The organism is Sphingomonas sp. STIS6.2, from assembly GCF_000732685.2.
Taxonomy (GTDB): Bacteria; Pseudomonadota; Alphaproteobacteria; order Sphingomonadales; family Sphingomonadaceae; genus Sphingomonas; species Sphingomonas aerolata.
The window spans coordinates 24,761-44,543 of the sequence record NZ_JPDP02000100.1 but is presented as its reverse complement, the minus strand read 5'-3'; the positions used below and the strand labels follow the sequence as shown (position 1 = coordinate 44,543).

The 19,783-nt window shown below is 68.0% G+C and carries 14 protein-coding genes; 5 read left to right on the top strand and 9 right to left on the bottom strand.

Features of this window, described 5'->3' with window-relative positions:
- Positions 1-89: 89 nt before the first annotated feature.
- The 4 genes from sphst_RS12765 to hflK form a co-directional block, all read right to left on the bottom strand.
- The gene (locus sphst_RS12765; RefSeq protein WP_107045628.1) at positions 90-1,733 is read right to left on the bottom strand and encodes a helicase HerA-like domain-containing protein; all 1,644 of its coding nucleotides are present in this window, start codon (positions 1,731-1,733) and stop codon (positions 90-92) included.
- A gap of 110 nt (positions 1,734-1,843) precedes the next feature.
- On the bottom strand, positions 1,844-3,409 hold the full coding sequence (locus sphst_RS12760) for a Do family serine endopeptidase (protein WP_107045627.1): 1,566 nt from the start codon (positions 3,407-3,409) through the stop codon (positions 1,844-1,846).
- A 105-nt stretch (positions 3,410-3,514) separates the two neighbouring features.
- A complete protein-coding gene (gene hflC, locus sphst_RS12755) occupies positions 3,515-4,381 on the bottom strand; it encodes a protease modulator HflC (protein WP_031395778.1) in 867 nt (288 codons plus the stop codon).
- The gene (gene hflK / locus sphst_RS12750; protein WP_107045626.1) at positions 4,378-5,544 is read right to left on the bottom strand and encodes a protease modulator HflK; all 1,167 of its coding nucleotides are present in this window, start codon (positions 5,542-5,544) and stop codon (positions 4,378-4,380) included. The genes hflC and hflK overlap by 4 nt, the downstream gene beginning before the upstream one ends.
- Before the next feature lie 69 nt (positions 5,545-5,613).
- Here hflK and sphst_RS12745 point away from each other — a divergent pair, with 69 nt between their 5' ends.
- From sphst_RS12745 to sphst_RS12730, 4 genes are all read left to right on the top strand, one after another.
- The gene (locus tag sphst_RS12745; protein ID WP_107045646.1) at positions 5,614-6,564 is read left to right on the top strand and encodes an Mrp/NBP35 family ATP-binding protein; all 951 of its coding nucleotides are present in this window, start codon (positions 5,614-5,616) and stop codon (positions 6,562-6,564) included.
- Positions 6,565-6,704: 140 nt separating this feature from the next.
- On the top strand, positions 6,705-7,148 hold the full coding sequence (locus sphst_RS12740; RefSeq protein ID WP_031394873.1) for a CoA-binding protein: 444 nt from the start codon (positions 6,705-6,707) through the stop codon (positions 7,146-7,148).
- A gap of 76 nt (positions 7,149-7,224) precedes the next feature.
- Positions 7,225-7,563: a hypothetical protein gene (locus tag sphst_RS12735; protein ID WP_056679394.1), complete on the top strand. Its 339-nt coding sequence runs from the start codon at positions 7,225-7,227 to the stop codon at positions 7,561-7,563.
- 113 nt (positions 7,564-7,676) lie between these two features.
- The gene (locus sphst_RS12730; protein ID WP_107045624.1) at positions 7,677-8,132 is read left to right on the top strand and encodes a hypothetical protein; all 456 of its coding nucleotides are present in this window, start codon (positions 7,677-7,679) and stop codon (positions 8,130-8,132) included.
- Positions 8,133-8,399: 267 nt separating this feature from the next.
- Here sphst_RS12730 and sphst_RS12725 read toward each other — a convergent pair whose 3' ends face one another.
- A complete protein-coding gene (locus tag sphst_RS12725; protein ID WP_107045623.1) occupies positions 8,400-9,689 on the bottom strand; it encodes a homoserine dehydrogenase in 1,290 nt (429 codons plus the stop codon).
- Positions 9,690-9,787: 98 nt separating this feature from the next.
- Between sphst_RS12725 and sphst_RS12720 the strand changes: the two genes are divergently transcribed.
- Entirely contained in the window at positions 9,788-12,535 is a 2,748-nt protein-coding gene (locus sphst_RS12720; RefSeq protein ID WP_056680729.1) for a [protein-PII] uridylyltransferase, read from the top strand.
- Between the two features lie 164 nt (positions 12,536-12,699).
- On the opposite strand, the gene sphst_RS12715 is transcribed toward sphst_RS12720, so the two are convergent.
- From sphst_RS12715 to sphst_RS12700, 4 genes are all read right to left on the bottom strand, one after another.
- Complete coding sequence (locus sphst_RS12715) at positions 12,700-15,519, bottom strand: TonB-dependent receptor (RefSeq protein WP_031396177.1); 2,820 nt, start codon at positions 15,517-15,519, stop codon at positions 12,700-12,702.
- A gap of 364 nt (positions 15,520-15,883) precedes the next feature.
- Entirely contained in the window at positions 15,884-16,414 is a 531-nt protein-coding gene (infC, locus tag sphst_RS12710; protein ID WP_031396176.1) for a translation initiation factor IF-3, read from the bottom strand.
- 99 nt (positions 16,415-16,513) lie between these two features.
- Positions 16,514-18,505, bottom strand: coding sequence for a threonine--tRNA ligase (gene thrS / locus sphst_RS12705; protein ID WP_031396175.1), 1,992 nt, complete (start codon positions 18,503-18,505; stop codon positions 16,514-16,516).
- 420 nt (positions 18,506-18,925) lie between these two features.
- Positions 18,926-19,741: an LD-carboxypeptidase gene (locus sphst_RS12700; protein WP_107045622.1), complete on the bottom strand. Its 816-nt coding sequence runs from the start codon at positions 19,739-19,741 to the stop codon at positions 18,926-18,928.
- Positions 19,742-19,783 lie beyond the last annotated feature (42 nt).

Below are 19,783 nucleotides of genomic sequence, written 5' to 3'. Positions count from 1 at the left end.
CAGCGCTCCGTTACTCCAACCTCCCCAACTGGGCCCCGGCCTCCGCCGGGGTGGTATGCGCGGAAGCAGGAGCGTCCGCCCCACCCCCATCACCCCCGAAACAACCCCCCCAGCGCCCCGCGCAGCACGCTCCCCACAAGCCCACCCCCCGACGCCCCGCCGCGCGACCGCGACCGGCTGCTCGTCCCGAACACCTGTTTCCCGATCTCGTTCGCCACCTGCCGCCCGATCGACGAGCTCGCGGCCCGCGTCGCGGACGACGCCATCTTCGCCCAGGGCGAATCCGCCGCCTCGCGCTCGGCCGCGCGCTCCACCCGCTCCGCCTCACGCTCCGCCGCCCGCGCCTCGCGCGCCGCCTTCGCGTCGAGCTTCGCCTGCGCCACCGCCGCCTTCTCCGCCGCGGTCGTCGCCTTCGCCTCGGCCGCCGCCGCGCTCGCCGCTTCGGTCTTCGCCGCGAGCAGCTCCTCCGCCGACTCGCGATCGACCAAAGTGTCGTATTTCGCCCCGATCGCATCCGTCTCGATCATCACCGCGCGCTCGGCGGGCGTGATCGGCGCGACCCGCGACACCGGCGGCTTGATCAGCGTGCGCGTGACCGGCGTCGGCGACCCGTCCGCCTGCAACAGCGACACCAGGGCCTCGCCCACCTTCAGCTCGGTGATCGCGGTCGCGACATCGACCCCCGGATTCGCCCGGAACGTCTCCGCCGCCGAGCGCACCGCCGCCTGGTCGCGCGGCGTGAACGCGCGCAGCGCATGCTGCACCCGGTTGCCCAGCTGCCCCGCGATCGTCTCGGGAATGTCGATCGGGTTCTGCGTGATGAAATACACCCCCACGCCCTTCGACCGGATCAGCCGCACGACCTGCGCGATCGTGTCGAGCAGGGCCTTGGGCGCGGCATCGAACAGCAGATGCGCCTCGTCGAAGAAGAAGCACAGCACCGGCTTGTCGGGATCGCCGATCTCGGGAAGCTGCTCGAACAGCTCGCTCATCAACCACAGCAGGAAGGTCGAATAGAGCTTGGGGCTCGCCATCAGCTTGTCCGCGGCGAGGATGTTGACCAGCCCCCGCCCGCGATCGTCGACGCCGATGAAATCACGCAATTCGAGCGCGGGCTCCCCGAAGAAATGCTCCGCGCCCTGCGACCGCAACTGGAGCAGCGCACGCTGGATCGCGCCGATCGACTGTTTCGACACGTTCCCATAGGTCGTCGTCAGCTCGTCCGCCCGCCCCGCGCATTCGCTCAGCATCGCCTGCAGATCGTCGAGATCGATCAGCAGCAGCCCTTCGGTGTCCGCGACGTGGAAGGCGATCGTCAGCACCCCCTCCTGCACCTCGTTCAGGTCGAGCAGCCGCGCGAGCAGCACCGGCCCCATCTCGCTGATCGTCGTGCGGATCGGATGCCCCTGCTCGCCGAACAGGTCCCAGAACTGCACCGGCGTGTCCGCATAGGCCCAGCCGTCATCGCCGATCGCCTTGGCACGCTCGGCAAAGATCGCATGCGTCTTCGCGGTCGGCGATCCCGCCATCGCGAGCCCCGACAGGTCGCCCTTCACGTCGGCGACGAAACACGGCACGCCGTTTGCCGAAAACCCCTCGATGATCCCCTGCACGGTGACGGTCTTGCCCGTCCCCGTCGCGCCCGCGATCAGCCCGTGCCGGTTCGCGCGTCTGAGCTCGAGCGTCTGCCGCGTACCGTCCGCGCTCGCGCCGATGAAGATGCCGTCGCCCATGCTGCTATGTCCTCGCTGTCGATCCCGATCCTAACCCCGCGCCCCGCAAAGAAAAAGGACCGCCGCTCGGGTGAGCGACGGTCCTTCGGGACACACGAGTGTCGGGTCGATTACTTGATCTTGACCGGCAGGAACTGCGCCGGCCCGCGCCCGCGCTTGACCTGCAACAGCACCTGCGGGCGCCCGGCGGCCTTGGCCGTCGTGACCGCGCCCTGCAGCTCGGTTGCGCTGCGCACCGGCGTGCCGTTGACCGAGATGATCACGTCGCCGCGCTTGAGCTTGCCGAACGCATCGCTCGTCTGCGCGACGGCGGCGATCACCACGCCCTGCGTGCCCGCCTCGACGCCGACCGCCTGCGCGATCGCCGGGGTCAGCGGCTGGACGCCGATCCCGAGCGCCGCACCCGCGGTGGGTGCCGCGCCGGTCGCCGCATCATCGTCATCGCCGTCGTCCGTGCCGAAACCCTGCGCGTCGCCGCCCAGCGTCGCCGCCAGCTTGTCAGCACTCGGCCGCGGCACGACGACCACGTTCGCGCTCGTCGGCTTGCCGTTGCGCAGGATGTCGAGCCGCGCGGTCTGGCCGGGTTTCACGTTCGACACGAGGTAGGACAGCGACTGGTCGACCGTGACGACCTGGCCGTTGACCTTGGTCACCACGTCGCCCGCGCGCACGCCGGCGCGCGCCGCGGGCCCACCCGCGGTGACGTCGTTGATCAGCTCGCCCTGGTTCTTGGCGATGCCGAGCGCGGCGGCGGTATCCTCGTCGATCGTACCGCCACGGCCCAGCGTCACGCCGATATAGCCGCGCTCGATCGTGCCGCCCTTCATGAAGGTCGCGATGATCGGCTTGGCGGTCGCCGCGGGGATCGCGAAGCCGATGCCGATATTGCCGCCCGACTGGCTGAAGATCTGCGAATTCACGCCGATCACATTGCCGTTCAGGTCGAACATCGGCCCGCCCGAATTGCCCTGGTTGATCGACGCGTCGGTCTGGATGAAGCGGTCATACGCGCCGCCCTGCCCGGTGACGCGGTTGATCGCCGAGATGATCCCCGCGGTCACCGTGCCGCCCAGCCCGAACGGCTCGCCGATCGCGACGACCCAGTCGCCGACGCGCGCGCCGTTCGAATCGCCGAACTTGACGAAGGGCAGGTTCGGCGCGTCGATCTTGAGCAGCGCCAGGTCCGATTCCTGGTCCTTGCCGATGACCTTGGCGACATATTCCTTCTTGTTGCTCAGCGTCACCGTGATCGAATCGACCGTCGCGCCCTGCGCGCCCGGCGAGATCACGTGGTTGTTGGTGACGACATAGCCGTCCGCCGAGATCAGGAAGCCCGAGCCGAGCGACGCACCCTCGCGCTTGACCGGCGGGCCACCCTGCGGACCGCCGCCCATGCCGCCGAACAGCTCGCCGAACGGCGTGCCCGCGAACGGGTTGGCCTGCTGCTTCTGGACGATCGTCTGCTTGGTCGAGATGTTCACGACCGCGGGCTGGAGCCGCGCGACCATGTCGGCAAAGCTCATCGGCGCGCCGGACTTGGGCACGACCGCCTGGATCGCGCCGGGTTCGTTCTGGGCGACCTGGCCGGTCCCCGAAGCGGTGCCGGGCTGGAGCGCGAGCGTCGCGGTCGCGCCGCCGAGCAGTAGAGCGCTGGTAATGGCGTAGGCGTAACGCACTGGATATTGTCCTCTCGTTTCATCGTCCGAAACCGGGGTTTCATCGCCGATTACGGCTGAACGACGCTTGAATATGAACGGGTGTTCAGAGCAAGCTCACGGGCTTTAACGCCCGCGGCCCTCGAATTCCCGCAGATAGCTGTTGTTCGGCGAAAGAATTATCGACGTCGATCCTTCCGGTGCCGGACCGCCATCCGCCCCGAACGTGTGCCGATAGGACTGCATCGCCCGGTAGAAGTCGTAGAAATCGGCATCCTTGCCAAAGCTCTCGGCATAGATCTTCGCCGAATCGGCATCCGCCTGCGCACGCACGATCTGCGCCTGCTTCTGGCCCTCGGCGCGGATCGTGATCGCCTCCTGCTGGCGTGCACTCGACATGCGCTTGAGCGCGCTTTCGAGCGGCAGGCCGACGGGCAGGTTCGCCTGCTTGATCCGCACGTCGACGATCTCGACGCCGTACTGGCTCGCGACGCGCTGCAGCCCGGTCTGGATATTGTCCATCAGCTCGGACCGCTCGGGGCTGAGCAGCTCGACGAAGCGCCGCTTGCCCAGCTCGTTGCGCAGCGCCGACCCCAGGATCGGGCGCAGCTGGTCGGGGATGCGTTCCTCGCTGCCGACCGCGTTGCGCATCTTGCGCGGGTCGACGACGCGGTAGCGCGCATAGGCATCGACCTCGAGCCGCAGCTGGTCGGTCGACAGCACCAGCGTGTTGTCCAGCTCGATGTCCTGCACGCGCTTGTCGATCCACACGATGCGGTCGATGAACGGCACGCGCGCGATCAGCCCCGCGCCGGTCTGGCCGAAGGGCTGGCCGGGCGCATAGGCGTTGACCGTCCGGATCGGCTGGCCGAACCGCAGGATCACCGCCTGCTGCGTTTCCGGCACGATCGCAAAGCTCGCCGCGGCAAGGATCACGAGCACCAGCGCGATCGCGCCCGCGATCAGCGGGTTACGCCAGGTCAGGCCGTTCACTGGGCGGCTCCCGGCTGGGCGGCGGCGGCAGCCGCGGCCGGCGCGGGCGTCGCCGGCTGGCCGGCGCGCGGCGCGACCTCCGGATCGGCGAGCCGCTTGCCGTTGCGCAACGGCAGATAGGGGACGACGCCGCCCGGGGTCTCGACAATCGTCTTGTCGCTCTTGGCCAATACCGCTTCCATGGTCTCGTAATACATCCGTCGACGCGTCACCTCGGGGGCGAGGCGATATTGCTCATAGACCTTGTCGAACGATGCGGCCTCGCCCTGCGCGCGCGCCACGACCTGCTGCGCGTACGAGCGCGACTGGTTGAGGTTGGCGATCGCTTCCTGCTGCGCCGCGGTCACCGCGTTGAAGTCCTCGACGATCTGCGCGGGCGCGGCGGCCTGCTTGATCGCAACGCCCTGGATGCGGACGCCCGACTTGTAGTCGTTCAGGATCTGCTGGGTCAGCTCGGCGACGCGCTGCTCGATCACCGTGCGGCCCGTGCCGATCGCCTGTTCCAGCGTCGTCGTCGCGACCACCGCGCGCATCGCGCTCTCGGCCGCGGCGCGCACCGTGGTGTTCGGCTCGGCGAGCTGGAACACGTAATCGCGCGGATCGGCGATGTCCCAGCGCACCGAATAGGCCAGATCGATGATGTTCTGGTCACCGGTCAGCGTCAGGTTCTCGCCGTCGCCGACAGGGAAATTGTCGGTGCGGATATTCTGCACGTCGACCACCTCGACGCTCGCGATCGGCGCGGGCGGGGTCAGTCGGATGCCCGGGTCGAGCGTGCCGGCATATTTGCCGAAATAGGTGACCACGCCGCGCTGCTGCGGCCCGATCTGGTGGAACGACGTGAACAGCAGCCACAGCACCACGATCACCGCCACCGCGATCGCCCACAGCGCGCGCGCATTGGCGCCCGTCGGCAGGCCGCCGAAACCGCCGCCGCTTCCGCCGCCGCCGCCACCGCCGCCCGAAACCCGCGCCTTTTTCAGGAATTCGTCGAGCGCGCTCGGCTTGCCGGTCGGCTTGCGACCGCCGGGGGGCAGCGCCCAGGGATTGCGGGGGCCGCCGCCCTCGCCGGCATTGTCGTCACCCGAGCCGCCCCAGGGGCCCTTTGGCGTTTCGACGGCGAGAATGGGGGGACGCCGGAGCCAGCGCGTAAAGATCGTCATCCAACCTTTATAGGTGTGCCATCGCGGAAAAACAGTGCCAAGCGCCCGCCACGGGCCTATCTGGCGGCGATGATCGACATTGAAGCGGTAAAGGCGGCGATTGCCGCAGTGGCGGGCGCGCGCGCCACGGTGCGACTCGAAGGAACGCGGCTCGGCGTGGTCGTCGACGCGACCGGGCTCGACCCCAAGGCGCGCGACGCGCTCGAGGCGACGGTGAAGATGGCCGCGACCGCGCCGGGCGTCGGCGAGGTGCGCGTGGTCATGACCGCCGAACGCACCACCCGCCGGCTGATCGCGGTCGCCAGCGGCAAGGGCGGGGTCGGCAAGTCGACGCTGTCCGCCAACCTCGCCATCGCGCTGTCCAGGGCCGGGCGCCGCGTCGGCCTCGTCGACGCGGACATCTATGGCCCGTCGCAGCCGCGGCTGATGGGGGTCGAGGGCACCCGCCCGACCGCCAAGGACAAGGTGCTCGACCCGGTCCCCACCCCCTACGGCGTCCCCCTCCTGTCGATGGGCCAGCTCGTCGATCCCGGCCGCGCGCTCGCCTGGCGCGGGCCGATGGCGGCGGGCGCGCTCGGCCAGCTAGTCGAGGCGGACTGGGGCGCGACCGACACGCTGGTGCTCGACCTTCCCCCCGGCACCGGCGACGTCCAGCTGACGATGGTCCAGAAATACCGTCCCGCAGGCGCGATCATCGTCTCGACCCCGCAGGATCTCGCGCTGATCGACGCCCGCCGCGCGATCGACCTGTTCGAGAAAGCCGGCATCCCGATCATCGGGCTGGTCGAGAACATGGCCGGCTATGTCTGCCCGCATTGCGGCGAGAGTTCGGATCCGTTCGGCAACGGCGGTGCCGAGACGGCGGCGCGTGAGCTCGGCATCGCGTTCCTCGGCCGCGTCCCGCTGACGCTGTCGATCCGCACCGCCTCCGACGCGGGAACGCCCCCCGCGGCCGAGCCCGACGACGTGATCTTCGCCGCCCTCGCCGCTCAGGTCGTCGCATGGATTGGAAAAATGTGAAACGTTTTGGGGCCCGCGCCGTTGTGCTGTTACCGGTCGTGCCTGGCGCGTAGAGCTACGGCACGAGCGGACCAGGATTCCAGCCACCCGACCGGTCTATGTACAGACCCGGACGGGTGCTCCCCGAAGAGGACGCCGCGATGCCTCTTACCGCCGATTCCGATATCAGGACGCTGCTCGAAAACGCGCGCACGATCGCGCTGGTCGGCGCCTCCGACCGCCCCGACCGCCCCTCCTACGGCGTGATGGCGCGGATGCAGGCGCACGGTTACCGCGTCATCCCGGTCAATCCGCAGATCACCGGCGAGCACATCCACGGCGAATTCGTCTTTCGCGAACTCGCCCAGCTCGGCGACCCGATCGACATCGTCGACATCTTCCGCAACTCCGCCGCCGCGGGCGAGGCCGTCGACCAGGCGATCGCGATCGGCGCGAAAGCGGTCTGGTTGCAACTCGGCGTCATCAACGAGGACGCCGCCGCCCGCGCCGAAGCCGCCGGGCTTCAGGTCGTCATGGACCGCTGCCCCGCGATCGAGATCCCCCGGCTCGGCGTCGCCAGGATAGATCGGGATCCGACCGACTGACGCTTGCGGCTCGCCTGCGCGTGCGTCACCGTCGCGACGAGCTTCGTATCGGCCCATCGCGTATCGGGGACAGATCATGTTCGCCTTGCTTCTGGCTCTCGCTCAGGACCCGCTGCTCGCCAAGGCCAGCGAGCGACTCGCCGCCGAACCCCGCTGCGTCATTGATCCCGCCTCGACCGACATCACCGTCTGCGGCCTGCGCCAGGCGGATCGGTTCCGCGTGCCGTTCGTCGAGCACGACCCCGGCGATCCGCGCCACGAAAGCCTCGCCGCGGAACGTGTCCGGCTGCTCAACGCGCGCACCCCGGTCCAGGACATGGGCCCGTTCCAGGTCGGCGGCGGCATGGCCGGCGTGTCGGTCGGCGTCGGCGCGGCGGGCGTCACCGCCGGCGGCCTCCGCAAACCCGCGCCCTGATCCCCGCGCCCTTCCCCATCACACCATCCCGATGACAGTAGTGGCAAGACGCCCCGATCGGGTCCATGCTCCGCCGATGCCAGTGATCACCGCAAACCGTTGAGGCGCCGCCGATGATTCTCGTCACCCTGCTCGCGCTCACACAGGCCGGCGCTACACCTGCGGCCAAGCCCGCCGCCACACAGGTATCGTCCGCCCCGACCGAAAAGAGCTGGTCGATCCTCAATCCCCCCGACTGCCCGGTGGTGAAGGAGGGCGACAAGACGATCACGGTCTGCGCGCCCGGCACCCAGTCGGGCCCGCGCCTCCCGCTCCCCGACTGGGGCCCGCCCGACCGCCCCGTCGCCTCCAACCCGAACATGACCGCGATCCGCGCATTGTCGCTCGAGGGAACACCCTGCGCCGCGACCCAGAGCGGCTGCCAGTCCGGCTTCGGCCCGCCGATCGCCCCGCTCGTCGCCGGCGCCGTCGCGCTCGCCAAGAGCGCCTTCGCCAAGAAACCCGACAAGACCGGCCGCATCGCCATCGACCTGTCGGACCCCGCCCCCCCGCCCCCCGCGCGGCCGTAACGCACCGCCGTCATCCTGACGAAAGCCAGGACTCAGAGCCAAGCAGCGCAGCGCCCCGCAACTCTGGATCCTGGGTCAAGCCCAGGATGACGAAAGGGAGGGGCCGTCATCCCCACCCAACCCCGTCATCCTGACGAAAGTCAGGATCCAGAGCCACACAGTGCAGCCCTCCGCCACCCTGGATCCTGACCGTCGTCAGGATGACGGCAATCGGTAGGGCATCCGGCGGCAGGCCCGTCGCCCGTCACCATCACCCCACCCCCAAAATCACCCCAGAATATGCATCCACAACGGCTGCCCAACCAAACTCTGCGACCCCCGCAATTTCTCCAGCGCCTGCGCCACAGATCGTTCCGGCCCCTCATGAGTCACGATCGCGACGAGCACGCTGCCGTCCGCCATCGCGCCGCGCTGGATCAGGCTCTCGATCGAGACGCCCGCGTCGCGCATCGCCGCGGCGATCTCGGCCAGCACGCCGACCCGGTCCGCGACCGTGAAGCGCAGATAGGCACGCCCGCGCCGCTCGCCGCTGTCCGCGGTCGCCGCCGCGACCAGCGACGCCGCCGGCATCGCATAGGGCGGCCCGTACTCGCCGCGCGCGATGTCGATCAGGTCCGCGACCACCGCGCTCGCGGTCGGCCCGTCGCCCGCGCCGGCGCCCTGGAACAGCAGCCGCCCGACGAAATTGCCCTCCGCGACCACGGCGTTCAGCGACCCCGTCACATGCGCGAGCGGATGGTCGACCGGCACCAGATGCGCATGCACGCGCTGGAACAGCCCGTCGGGCCCATCCTCCGCCAGTCCGAGCAGCCGCACGCGGTAGCCCAAGGCCGCCGCCTCGGCGATGTCCGCGCCCAGCAGGTGCCGGATGCCGCTCGCCGCGACCGTGTCGAACGCCGGCCGCGTCCCGAACGCGATCGAGGCGAGGATCGACAGCTTGTGCGCCGCATCCACCCCGTCGATGTCGAAGCTCGGATCCGCCTCGGCAAAGCCCAAAGCCTGCGCCTCGGCGAGGATCTCGGCGAAATCGCGCCCCTCCGCCTCCATCTTGCTCAGGATAAAATTGCACGTCCCGTTGAGGATGCCGTACACCCGCCCGATCGCGTTCGCCGCCGCGCCCTCGCGCAGGCCCTTGATCACCGGGATCCCGCCCGCGACCGCCGCCTCGAACTTCAGCGCGACGCGCGACGCCTCCGCCGCGGTCGCCAGCTCATAGCCGTGATGCGCGAGCATCGCCTTGTTCGCGGTCACGAACGACTTGCCCGCACCCAACGTCGAGCGCGCGAGCGTCAGCGCGGGGCCGTCCGATCCGCCGATCAGCTCGACGACGACATCGACGTCCGCCTGCTGCGCCAGCGCGGTCGTGTCGTCGACCCAGGCGAACCGCGTCAGATCGACGCCGCGATCCTTGTAGCGGTCGCGCGCCGACACCGCGACGACCTCGATCGCGCGCCCGGCCCGTCTGGCGATCAGCTCGCGGTTCGCGTCGAGCAGCCGGATGACGCCGCCCCCCACGGTTCCCAGGCCCGCCAGTCCCACGCGCAACGCTTCGCTCATCGTCTTCCTTTCGCCAAACCCGCGCGAAGACCTAGGGTCCGACGGCCAATCCCGCAATCAGGATGACGAATGGCGCCGCGCGCCCTATCTGGTCCCGCATGACCGGCCGCTTCGATCACCTGCCCAACCGCCGCGCGATCATCGATCGCCGCGCGGTCGCCGACACCATCGCCGCGCTGGACGAGACCGACCCGGTCGCGCTCGGCCGCCAGGCGACGATCCTGCTCAAGGCCGCGCTCGACGCGGGCCGGGTCGAGGTCGCCAAGCGGCTTGCCGAACATCCCAGCCGCGGGCTCGAGGTGTCGAGCGCGCAGGCCTATCTGATCGACCAGCTGCTCCGCCTGCTGTTCGATTTCACCACCACCCGGCTGCACCCCGCGCCCGCCCCCACCCCCGACGACCGGCTGACGCTGATCGCGGTCGGCGGCTATGGCCGCGGCGAGATGGCGCCGCATTCGGATGTCGATATCGGCTTCCTCACGCCGGGCAAACAGACCCCGCGGGTCGAGCGCATCATCGAATCGATGCTCTACACGCTCTGGGATCTCGGGCTGAAGCTCGGCCAGTCCAGCCGCTCGCTCGACGAGATGATCCGCCAGGCCAAGGCCGACATCACCGTCCGCACCGCCCTGCTCGAGGCGCGCTACGTCACCGGCGACATGGATCTCTACGAAGAGGCGTCGCGCCGCTTCAAGGTCGAGGTCCAGGCGGATACCGCGCGCGCGTTCATCGCCGACAAGCTCGTCGAGCGCGACCTGCGCCACCGCAAGATGGGCGACACGCGCTATGTCGTCGAGCCCAACGTCAAGGAGGGCAAGGGCGGCCTGCGCGATCTCCACGCGCTGTTCTGGATCGGCAAGTACATCTACGACGTCCAGCGCGCGGCCCAGCTCGTCGATGTCGGGCTGTTCACCAAGGCGGAATATCGCCTCTTCCACCGCGCCGACAATTTCTTCCAGGCGGTGCGCTGCCACCTCCACAGCATCACCGGTCGCGCCGAGGACCGGCTGACCTTCGACGTCCAGCGCGAGATCGCCGACCGGATGCGCTTCTCCGACCGCCCGGGCAAGCCGAAGGTCGAGCGCTTCATGCATTTCTACTTTCTCCAGGCGAAGACCGTCGGCGACCTCACCGGCGTCTTCCTCGCGCATCTCGACGAGAAGTTCGCCGCGCGCGGCCGCCGCTTCGGGCTGCCGACGATCCGCCGCAGCCCGCGCCGCCTGAACGGCTTCGTCCTCGACCGCGGCCGGCTGGCCCTGCCCGACGACGACTTCTTCCGTGCAAGTCCGGTCCGGCTGATCGAGATCTTCCAGCTCGCCGACCGCAACGCGCTCGAGATCCACCCGCTCGCGATGCGCGCGGCCGCCCGCGACGTGAAGCTGGTCGACGACATTCGCGACGATCCGACCGCCAACGCGCTGTTCCTCGACGTCCTCAGCTCGCCGCGCGATCCCGAACTCGTCCTGCGCTGGATGAACGAGACCGGCGTCTTCGGCCGCTTCGTGCCCGATTTCGGCCGCGTCGTCGCGCAGATGCAGTTCGACATGTACCACCACTACACCGTCGACGAACACACGATCCGCGCACTCGGCCTGCTCGCGCGGATCGAGAATGGCGCTTTGAAGGACGACCATCCGCTCGCCAGCGCGATCTTCCGCCAGATCGTCTCGCGCCGCGTCCTCTATGTCGCGGTGCTGCTCCACGACATCGCCAAGGGGCGCGGCGGCGATCATTCGATCCTCGGCGCGGAGGTCGCGCAGCGCCTCTGCCCGCGCTTCGGCCTGTCGCCGGCCGAGACCGAGACCGTCGCCTGGCTCGTCCGCTGGCACCTGCTGATGTCCGCGACTGCGTTCAAGCGCGACCTGTCGGACTTCAAGACGATCCTCGACTTCTGCGACGTGGTGCAGAGCCCCGAGCGACTCCGCCTGCTGCTCGTGCTCACCATCGTCGACATCCGCGCGGTCGGCCCCGGCGTCTGGAACGGCTGGAAGCGGCAATTGCTCGGCGACCTCTATGAATCGGCCGAGGAGGTGCTCCGGCTCGGCCACAAGCAGAAGGGTCGCGCGGAACGCATCGCCGCCAAGCACGAGACGCTCCACGCCGATCTCGGCTGGAGCGACGCCGAGTTCGCCGCGTTCGTCCGCCGCATGCCCGAGGCCTATTGGATCGCCGAGCCCGAGGACGTGCTCGTCCACAATGCCCGCTTCCTCGCCGGCACCGGCGACGCGCAGCTCGCGATCGACGCGCATGTCTATCCGGGCCGCGGCGCCACGCTCGTGACGATCTACGCCGCGGATCATCCCGGGCTCTTCTACCGGATCGCCGGCGCGATCCATGTCGCGGGCGGCAACATCATCGACGCGCGGATCCACACCACGCGCGACGGCATGGCGGTCGACAATTTCCTCGTCCAGGATCCGTTCGGCCGCCCGTTCGACGGCAGCGAACAGCTTGCCCGGCTGAAGACCGCGATCGAGGATGCGCTCGCCAACCGCGGCAAGCTCGCCGACCGCCTCGTCGCAAAGCCCCTCCCGCGCGCGCGCGCCGAGGCGTTCGACATCGTCCCCAATGCGATGATCGACAACCGCGCCTCGAACCGCTTCACCGTGGTCGAGGTCAACGCCCGCGACGGCCCCGCCCTGCTCAACCGGCTCGCCCAGGCGCTCTTCCAGTCGAAGGTGACGATCCACTCCGCGCATGTCGCGACGTACGGCGAACGCGCGGTCGACACCTTCTACATCACCGACCTCACCGGCGACCGCATCACCGCCCCCGCCCGGCTGAAGACGCTCGAACGCCGCCTGCTCGCGGCGGCCGCCGGCAAGGAACTAGACCTCGCCGCCTGACTAATCGTCATCCTGACGAAAGTCAGGATCCAGAGCCACGAACGTCTCGCTGAGTTATCCTGGATCCTGACTTTCGTCAGGATGACGGACGTGAACGAAGGCCCCCCACAAACGAAAAAAGGCCGGCCCGCGAACGGACCGGCCTCCCCTACCTCCAAACGCAATCAGAACCGCGTGCGCACCGTCAGCCCATAGGTCCGCGGCTCGGCGAGGTACGAGGTGAAGATCTGGTTCCCCACACCACCAAACGCCTTCACCTGGTCGAGATTGCCCGCACCCTGGAACGGCGCGTTGAAGCCGACCTGCTGGTAATCGGTGTCGAGCAGGTTCTGCGCCCACAATTCGACCGCCCATTTCTGCGCCGGCCCACGGATGCCGATCCGCGCGTTCATCAGGAAGAAGCCGTCCTGCGCCTTCTCGGTGAACAGGTCCGACCCGGTGTTATAGTCGCTGGTCATGCGGCCATCGATGTAGAACAGCCCGGTGATCCCCGACGACCCCAGCTCGGGCGTCCACGTCCCCGATGCGGTGACCGTGTGCTTGGGCGCGTTCGACAGCGTGTTGCCCGACAGCAGGAACAGCGCGGGGTCGAGCGCCTCGCCCGTCTCCGACCCGACCAGGTTGTTCTTGAAGGTCGTGTCGACATAGGTGTAGCCGAGCGACACCGCGACGTCGCGGGCCGGGAACAGCCCCGCCTCGAGCTCGACGCCCTGCGACCGCACACCGTATTTCACGTCGCCGGTGCACGCGCCCGTCGCCGCACTCGCATCGCGATCCGCGCCGTTCAGGCTGGTGTCGCACGAGCTGATGTTCTGGACGATGAAGTTGGTGCCGTTGAACGTGTTCAGCTGGAAGTTCTTGAACTCCTGGCGGAAGCCCGCGACGTTGAAGGTGAACTGCGCGGAGGTGAACTTCAGCCCCAGCTCATAGGAATTGACCGTCTCGGGATCGAACCGCAGCCGGCTCGCGCTCGCATTGGTCGGCGCGGCGAACACGTTCGCGGTCAGGTCCGACCGGTCGAGGTTGTAGCCACCCGCCTTGTAGCCGCGCGAATAGGACGCATAGAGCAGCGTGTCGGTGCGCGGCTTGTACGACACGATCCCCGTGCCGCTGAACTCGCCTTCCTTGAACCCGTCGTTCAGATCGAGCCCGTTCAGCGCCGAGGTCGAATTGCCCGTGCAGGTCAGCGTGACGATCCCGCCGACCAGCGTCTTCAGGCTGGCGGGCACCGCCGCGCTCGCCAGCAGCGGGCTCAGCGCCGCCTGCTGCGCGGGGCAGACGGTGTTGTTGTTGTTGAAATCGGCGTGGAAGTCCTTCTGCTCATGCGTGTAGCGAAGCCCGCCGGTGATCGACAGCTTGTCGGTGACCTTGAAGATGTTGTGCGTGAAGAACGCGTAATTCTCGCTGTCCTGATAATAGGTCGACCGCTGGTCGCCCAGATTGTTGAGCGTGCTCAGCCGGTCGATGCCGCTCAGGATGGTACCGGTCAGCGCGCCGAAGGCGGGCTGCGTGCCCGGAACCTGTCCCGACAGGACCGCACGTCCCGCCGCGCTGAGGCAGCCCGGATTGGCCGGATTGCGCAGCGCCGCCGCCGGGTTGACCGTCGCGACGATCCGGCACGCGGCGAACGCGCCATATTGCGTCCCGAACTTCAGGTTGTCCGCAACGACCAGGTCTTCCTTCGAATAATAGCCGCCGACCAGCCAGTCGAGCTTGTCGTCGAACAGCGACCCGTTCAGCCGGACTTCCTGGCTGAAGGTGTGGAACTGGCGATAGCTGTTGCCGTCGTCCGCACGGTAACCGATGTCGAGATTGCCGTAATCGATGTCGGCCGCGCCGCCCGACTTGTACTCGCGATACGCGGTGATCGAGGTCAGCTGCGCAAAGCCCAGGTTCGCGTCGATCTGGCCCGAACCGCCATAATCCTTGGTGATGTTCGAATAGGCGCGGCCCAGCGTGTTGGCGATGCGGCGGTTATACGGGTCGCCCTGGCTCGGGAACACCGCGCCCATGCTCTGCATGACCTGCTGGATGCGGTTGCCCGCGGGGTTGATCGCGAAGTCGCCCGCGACGCCCGGCGTCGGATCGATCTTCTCGCGCGTGTCGATATAGACCGCGCCGCAGCACTTCTCGTCACGCCGCGTGTAATCGCCGATCAGCCGCACCGACACGTCGCTGCTTGGCTCGAACAGCAGCTGCCCGCGCACGAAATAACGGTTGCGGTCGTTATAGTCGGTCTGGTTGATGACGTCGTAATAATAGCCGTCGCGCTTGCCAAACACGCCGTCGAGCCGGAACGCCAGCTTGTCCTTGATGATCGGCCCGGTCAGCCCGCCCGCGATGCGGATATTGTTGTAATTGCCATAGGTCGCGTCGCCATAGCCGCCGAACTGGTAGGACGGCAGCTTGGTCAGGATGTTGATCGTGCCCGCCGATGCGTTGCGCCCGGCCAGCGTCCCCTGCGGCCCGCGCAGCACCTCGATCCGGTCGACTTCGCCGAGATCGTTCAGACCCGAGCCGGTGCGGCTGCGATAGACGCCGTCGATGAACACCGCGACCGAGCTTTCGAGGCCGGGATTGTCGCCGACCGTGCCGATGCCGCGGATACGCGCCGAGGCGTTCGCCTCCGACCCCGTCGACGAGATCAGCAGCGACGGCGCGAGCTGCGTCATCTGGCGGATGTCGGTCGCACCCGAATTCTGCAGCGCCGCCTGCCCCACCGCGGACACCGCGATCGGCACGTTCGACAGCCGCTCGGAGCGGCGCGTCGCGGTGATGACGATGTCGCCTGCGTTGATCGGCTGGGGATTCGCGTTCTCGGCAACCGGCTGCTGCTGCGCATCGACCGACGCGGCGGCGGTACCCGATGTATTTGAGGGTACGGTCTGCGCCTCGGGCTGCGTCGTCGGGACATCCTGTGCGAAGGTCGGCGCCGCGATCGCGATCGTCGCGGCGGCAGACAACAGATATGCGGTCATGCGCATGGGCATCTCTCCTGGCGGCTTCGAATTATTTCGAATTTCCGGTTTGGTCAGGAGGTAATTGGAATTTTCATGCAGCGTCCACCGATTTCCGTATGCGGAAGTAACTTTCCGGTCGCTGTGTCGCACTTCCGCAACACCGAGCAATAACACCGCGTGATAGCCCCGAAATCGATGCATCGCGCACGGGCGGTTCGACCGCGGCGATTGACGCTACGGAAAGGGTCATGGTGACTGCACCCCAACGCAAACGGCCCACCGCCCCGGACAGGGGGCGATGGGCCGGTCACTATCGTCGCCGCGCCCCGCAACGCGGGGGCGCTATTGTCACGGCGCGTCCCGCATCGCGGGCCGCGTCGTCACGCCGTTACTTGGGCGCGAGCACCATCAGCATCTGACGGCCTTCCATGCGCGGATACGCCTCGATCTTGGCGATCTCCGCGACGTCGTCCTGCACGCGCTTCAACAGGTTCATGCCCAGCTGGCCATGGCTCAGCTCGCGGCCACGGAAGCGCAGCGTGATCTTGACCTTGTCGCCCTCGCCGATGAAGTCGTTCACCTTCTTCATCTTCGTGTCGTAATCATGGTCGTCGATGTTCGGACGCATCTTGATCTCCTTGATCTCCTGCGTCTTCTGCGACTTGCGTGCGAGGTTCGCCTTCTTCTGCGCCTCGTACTTGAACTTGCCGACATCGAGGAACTTGGCGACGGGCGGATCGGCGTTGGGCGAGACCTCAACCAGGTCCAGACCATGCTCGGCCGCCTGCTCGATCGCTTCGCGCGTGTACATCACGCCCAGATTCTCGCCCTCGTGATCGATCACGCGGACCTTCTGGCTCTGGATGAATTCGTTGAATCGCGGGCCGTTCATCGCGGGCGTCTGCATGGGCCGGCGCATCGTGGGAGGACGTATGGGGGTTGCTCCTGTTGTTTCTGACGAAGTATTTGGGCCGGCTTATAGCGCAGAAAGCTCTGCGCGGAAAGCCGGCCTCGTCCATCACATATCGGGAGCGCGCGCCTCGATCGCAAGGCGTGCCACCGCCTCGTCGAGCGACAGCATCTCCTGCCCCTGGCTGCCGAGCCGGCGAATCGCGACCGTCGCCTCGTCCGCCTCGCGCTTGCCGACCACGAACAGCACCGGCACCTTGGCCAGGCTGTGCTCGCGCACCTTGTAGTTGATCTTCTCGTTGCGCAGGTCGGTCTCGACGCGGATCCCCGCCTTGCGCAGCGCGGCCACGACACTGTGCGCATAGTCGTCCGCATCCGACACGATCGTCGCGACCACCACCTGCACCGGCGCCAGCCACAGCGGGAAGCGCCCGGCATGATGCTCGATCAATATGCCGATGAACCGCTCGAACGTGCCCAGAATCGCGCGGTGGAGCATCACTGGCCGATGCCGCTCGCCATCCGCGCCGACATAGGATGCGTCGAGTCGCTCGGGCAGCACGCGGTCCGACTGGATCGTGCCGACCTGCCACGTCCGCCCGATCGCATCGGTCAGGTGGAATTCGAGCTTCGGCGCATAGAACGCCCCCTCGCCCGGTAGCTCCTCGAAATTCGCCTTGATCGTGTCGGACAGCGTCGACTGCATCACCGCCTCGCGCAGCTCCGCCTCCGCCTTGTCCCACATCGCATCGTCGCCGAACCGCTTCTCGGGGCGCAGCGCGAGCTTCACCGCATAATCCTCGAAGCCCAGATGCTTGTACACGCTGTCGAGCAGCTCGCAGAACTTGCGCACCTCCTCGACCAGCTGGTCCTCGCGGACGAAGATATGCGCGTCGTCCTGCGTGAACTGCCGCACGCGCATGATGCCGTGCAGCGCGCCATGCGGCTCGTTGCGGTGGCAGCAGCCGAACTCGGCCATCCGGATCGGCAGGTCGCGATACGACTTGATCCCCTGCTTGAAGATCAGGACGTGCGCGGGGCAGTTCATCGGCTTGAGCGCCATCAGGTCGCCTTCGCCCGACAGGACCGCGCCCTCGTCTTCCACATTGGGAATCTCGTCGGGCACCACGAACATGTTCTCGCGATACTTGCCCCAGTGGCCCGACTGCTCCCACTGCTTGGCGTCCATCAGCTGCGGCGTCTTCACCTCGGCATAGTCCGCCGCATCCAGCCGCCGGCGCATATACGCCTCGAGCTGGCGCCACAGCACGAAGCCGTTGGGATGCCAGAACACCGACCCCTGCGCCTCGGACTGGAGGTGGAACAGGTCCATCTCCTGCCCGATCTTGCGGTGATCGCGCTTGGCGGCTTCCTCCAGCCGGAACAGGTGCTGGTCGAGCTGCTTCTTGTTGAGCCAGCCGGTGCCGTAGATCCGGCTGAGCATCGCGTTCTTCTGGTCACCGCGCCAATAGGCACCGCTGACGCGCGTCAGCTTGAACGCCGCGGGATCGAGCTTGCCGGTCGAGACCATGTGCGGCCCGCGGCACATGTCGAGCCACTCGCCCTGGCGATAGATGGTCAGTTCCTCGCCCTCGGGCAGCTCGGCGGCCCATTCGGCCTTGAACGTCTCGCCCTGCTCGGTCCACCGGTCGATCAGCTGCTGGCGCGACCAGACCTCGCGCAGGAACGGCTCGTTCCGCGCGATGATCGCCCGCATCTCCGCCTCGATCGCGGGCAGGTCCTCGTCGGTGAACGGCCGGTCCTTCGGCGCGAAGTCGTAGTAGAAGCCGTCGTCGGTCGCCGGCCCGAAGGTGATCTGCGTGCCGGGAAACAGATGCTGCACGGCCTCCGCCATCACATGCGCCAGGTCATGCCGCACCAGCTCGAGCGCATCCGCCTCGTCGCGCGCGGTCACCAGCGCCAGCTGCGTATCGCCCTCGAACGGCCGCCCGAGATCCCGCACCTGCCCATCGATCCGCGCCGCGAGCGCCGCCTTGGCAAGCCCCGGCCCGATCGCCGCAGCAACATCCGCGGGCGTAGTCCCGGGCGCAACCTCGCGGACGGAACCGTCGGGAAGCGTAATGCGGAACATGGCAGACATGAGGAACTTTCTCGTGATGGAAGAGCGGCGCTTATGCCGTCGCCCAGCCGATATAGGCAACCCGCCTCGCACCGACACCCCACGAACCGCCCCCATGTTCCCCGGCGAAGGCCGGGGCCCAGTTGGGAAACGAAGCTGATGAAGGACAGCGCCCAGTTACGCCGACCTCACCACCTGGACCCCGGCCTCCGCCGGGGTGGACCCACCCCCGTCATCCTGACGAAAGTCACGACCCAGAGCCAAACAGCGCGCCCCCCGCAACCCCAGCACGCCGCAATACCCCCGCGCCCACCCCCAAACCCCACCCCGGCGAAGGCCGGGGCCCAGTTGGGAAACGCCGCTGATGACGGACAGCGCCCAGTCACGCCGACCTCACCACCTGGACCCCGGCCTCCGCCGGGGTGGAGGCAATCTGCCCCCTCACCCCACCCCAAACGGCACCACATGGTTCCCCTGCGTGTGCCCCACCTCGGCCCGCCCCAGATACGGCACCCCCATATCCCGCGCCCACCGCACCATCATGTAATCCAGCGTCTCCCCCCAGGCCGGCTCGTTCGCCTGCACCGCGGTCACCGCCCCGAGCCTGAGCCCGGCAATCCCCTTCAGCTGCGTCGCGTTCGCCACCTTGAACAGCATCCGGTCGATCGCATACATCGGCTCCGACACCTCCTCGACGATCAGCACATGATCGGTCAGATCCGGCAGCCACGGCGTCCCGATCAGCGACGTCAGGATCGACAAATTGAACGCCGCCGAAGGCTGCCCCCCGAGCCCCGGCTCGAGTCCGCTGCGATCCCCCCGCGCCATCCAGCCGAGCGACCGCGCCACCGTCGCCTCGCCGTCATGCCGGTTGATGTCGCTCACCATCGGCCCGTGCGCCACCCGCCCGATCCGCCGTGCGTACAGCGCCCCCAGCAGGAACCCGACATCCGAATAGCCCAGATACATCTTGTGCCGCGCCGCGCGCCCCAGCTCGGGCATCACCATCTGCAGGATCCGGTTCGCGCCATAGCCCCCGCGCAGGAACCAGATCGCGTCGAACGCCGGATCATTGGCGTATTCCAGAAACGCCGCCGCCCGCGCGAAATCCGACCCCGCGAAATGCCCGTCGGTCGCGGTGCACTGCGGATGGAACACCAGCTCGACCTCGGGAAACGCGCGTGCCGCATAGGCGGTGACCACGGGGATCGCCGAAGGATTGGTCCGGCTCGACGCGGCGAGAACACCGATGCGCATGGTTCGTCCTGTCTTGCCCCGTTACGCAACCGCCGATAGCGC

Bases quoted from the DNA above. Each gene is read 5' to 3' on its own strand.
- sphst_RS12765 (WP_107045628.1), bottom strand. From the start codon at position 1,733: ATGGGCGACGGCATCTTCATCGGCGCGAGCGCGGACGGTACGCGGCAG.
- hflK (WP_107045626.1), bottom strand. From the start codon at position 5,544: ATGACGATCTTTACGCGCTGGCTCCGGCGTCCCCCCATTCTCGCCGTC.
- sphst_RS12745 (WP_107045646.1), top strand. From the start codon at position 5,614: ATGATCGACATTGAAGCGGTAAAGGCGGCGATTGCCGCAGTGGCGGGC.
- sphst_RS12740 (WP_031394873.1), top strand. From the start codon at position 6,705: ATGCCTCTTACCGCCGATTCCGATATCAGGACGCTGCTCGAAAACGCG.
- sphst_RS12735 (WP_056679394.1), top strand. From the start codon at position 7,225: ATGTTCGCCTTGCTTCTGGCTCTCGCTCAGGACCCGCTGCTCGCCAAG.
- sphst_RS12730 (WP_107045624.1), top strand. From the start codon at position 7,677: ATGATTCTCGTCACCCTGCTCGCGCTCACACAGGCCGGCGCTACACCT.
- sphst_RS12725 (WP_107045623.1), bottom strand. From the start codon at position 9,689: ATGAGCGAAGCGTTGCGCGTGGGACTGGCGGGCCTGGGAACCGTGGGG.
- sphst_RS12720 (WP_056680729.1), top strand. From the start codon at position 9,788: ATGACCGGCCGCTTCGATCACCTGCCCAACCGCCGCGCGATCATCGAT.
- sphst_RS12715 (WP_031396177.1), bottom strand. From the start codon at position 15,519: ATGCGCATGACCGCATATCTGTTGTCTGCCGCCGCGACGATCGCGATC.
- infC (WP_031396176.1), bottom strand. From the start codon at position 16,414: ATGCGCCGGCCCATGCAGACGCCCGCGATGAACGGCCCGCGATTCAAC.
- thrS (WP_031396175.1), bottom strand. From the start codon at position 18,505: ATGTCTGCCATGTTCCGCATTACGCTTCCCGACGGTTCCGTCCGCGAG.
- sphst_RS12700 (WP_107045622.1), bottom strand. From the start codon at position 19,741: ATGCGCATCGGTGTTCTCGCCGCGTCGAGCCGGACCAATCCTTCGGCG.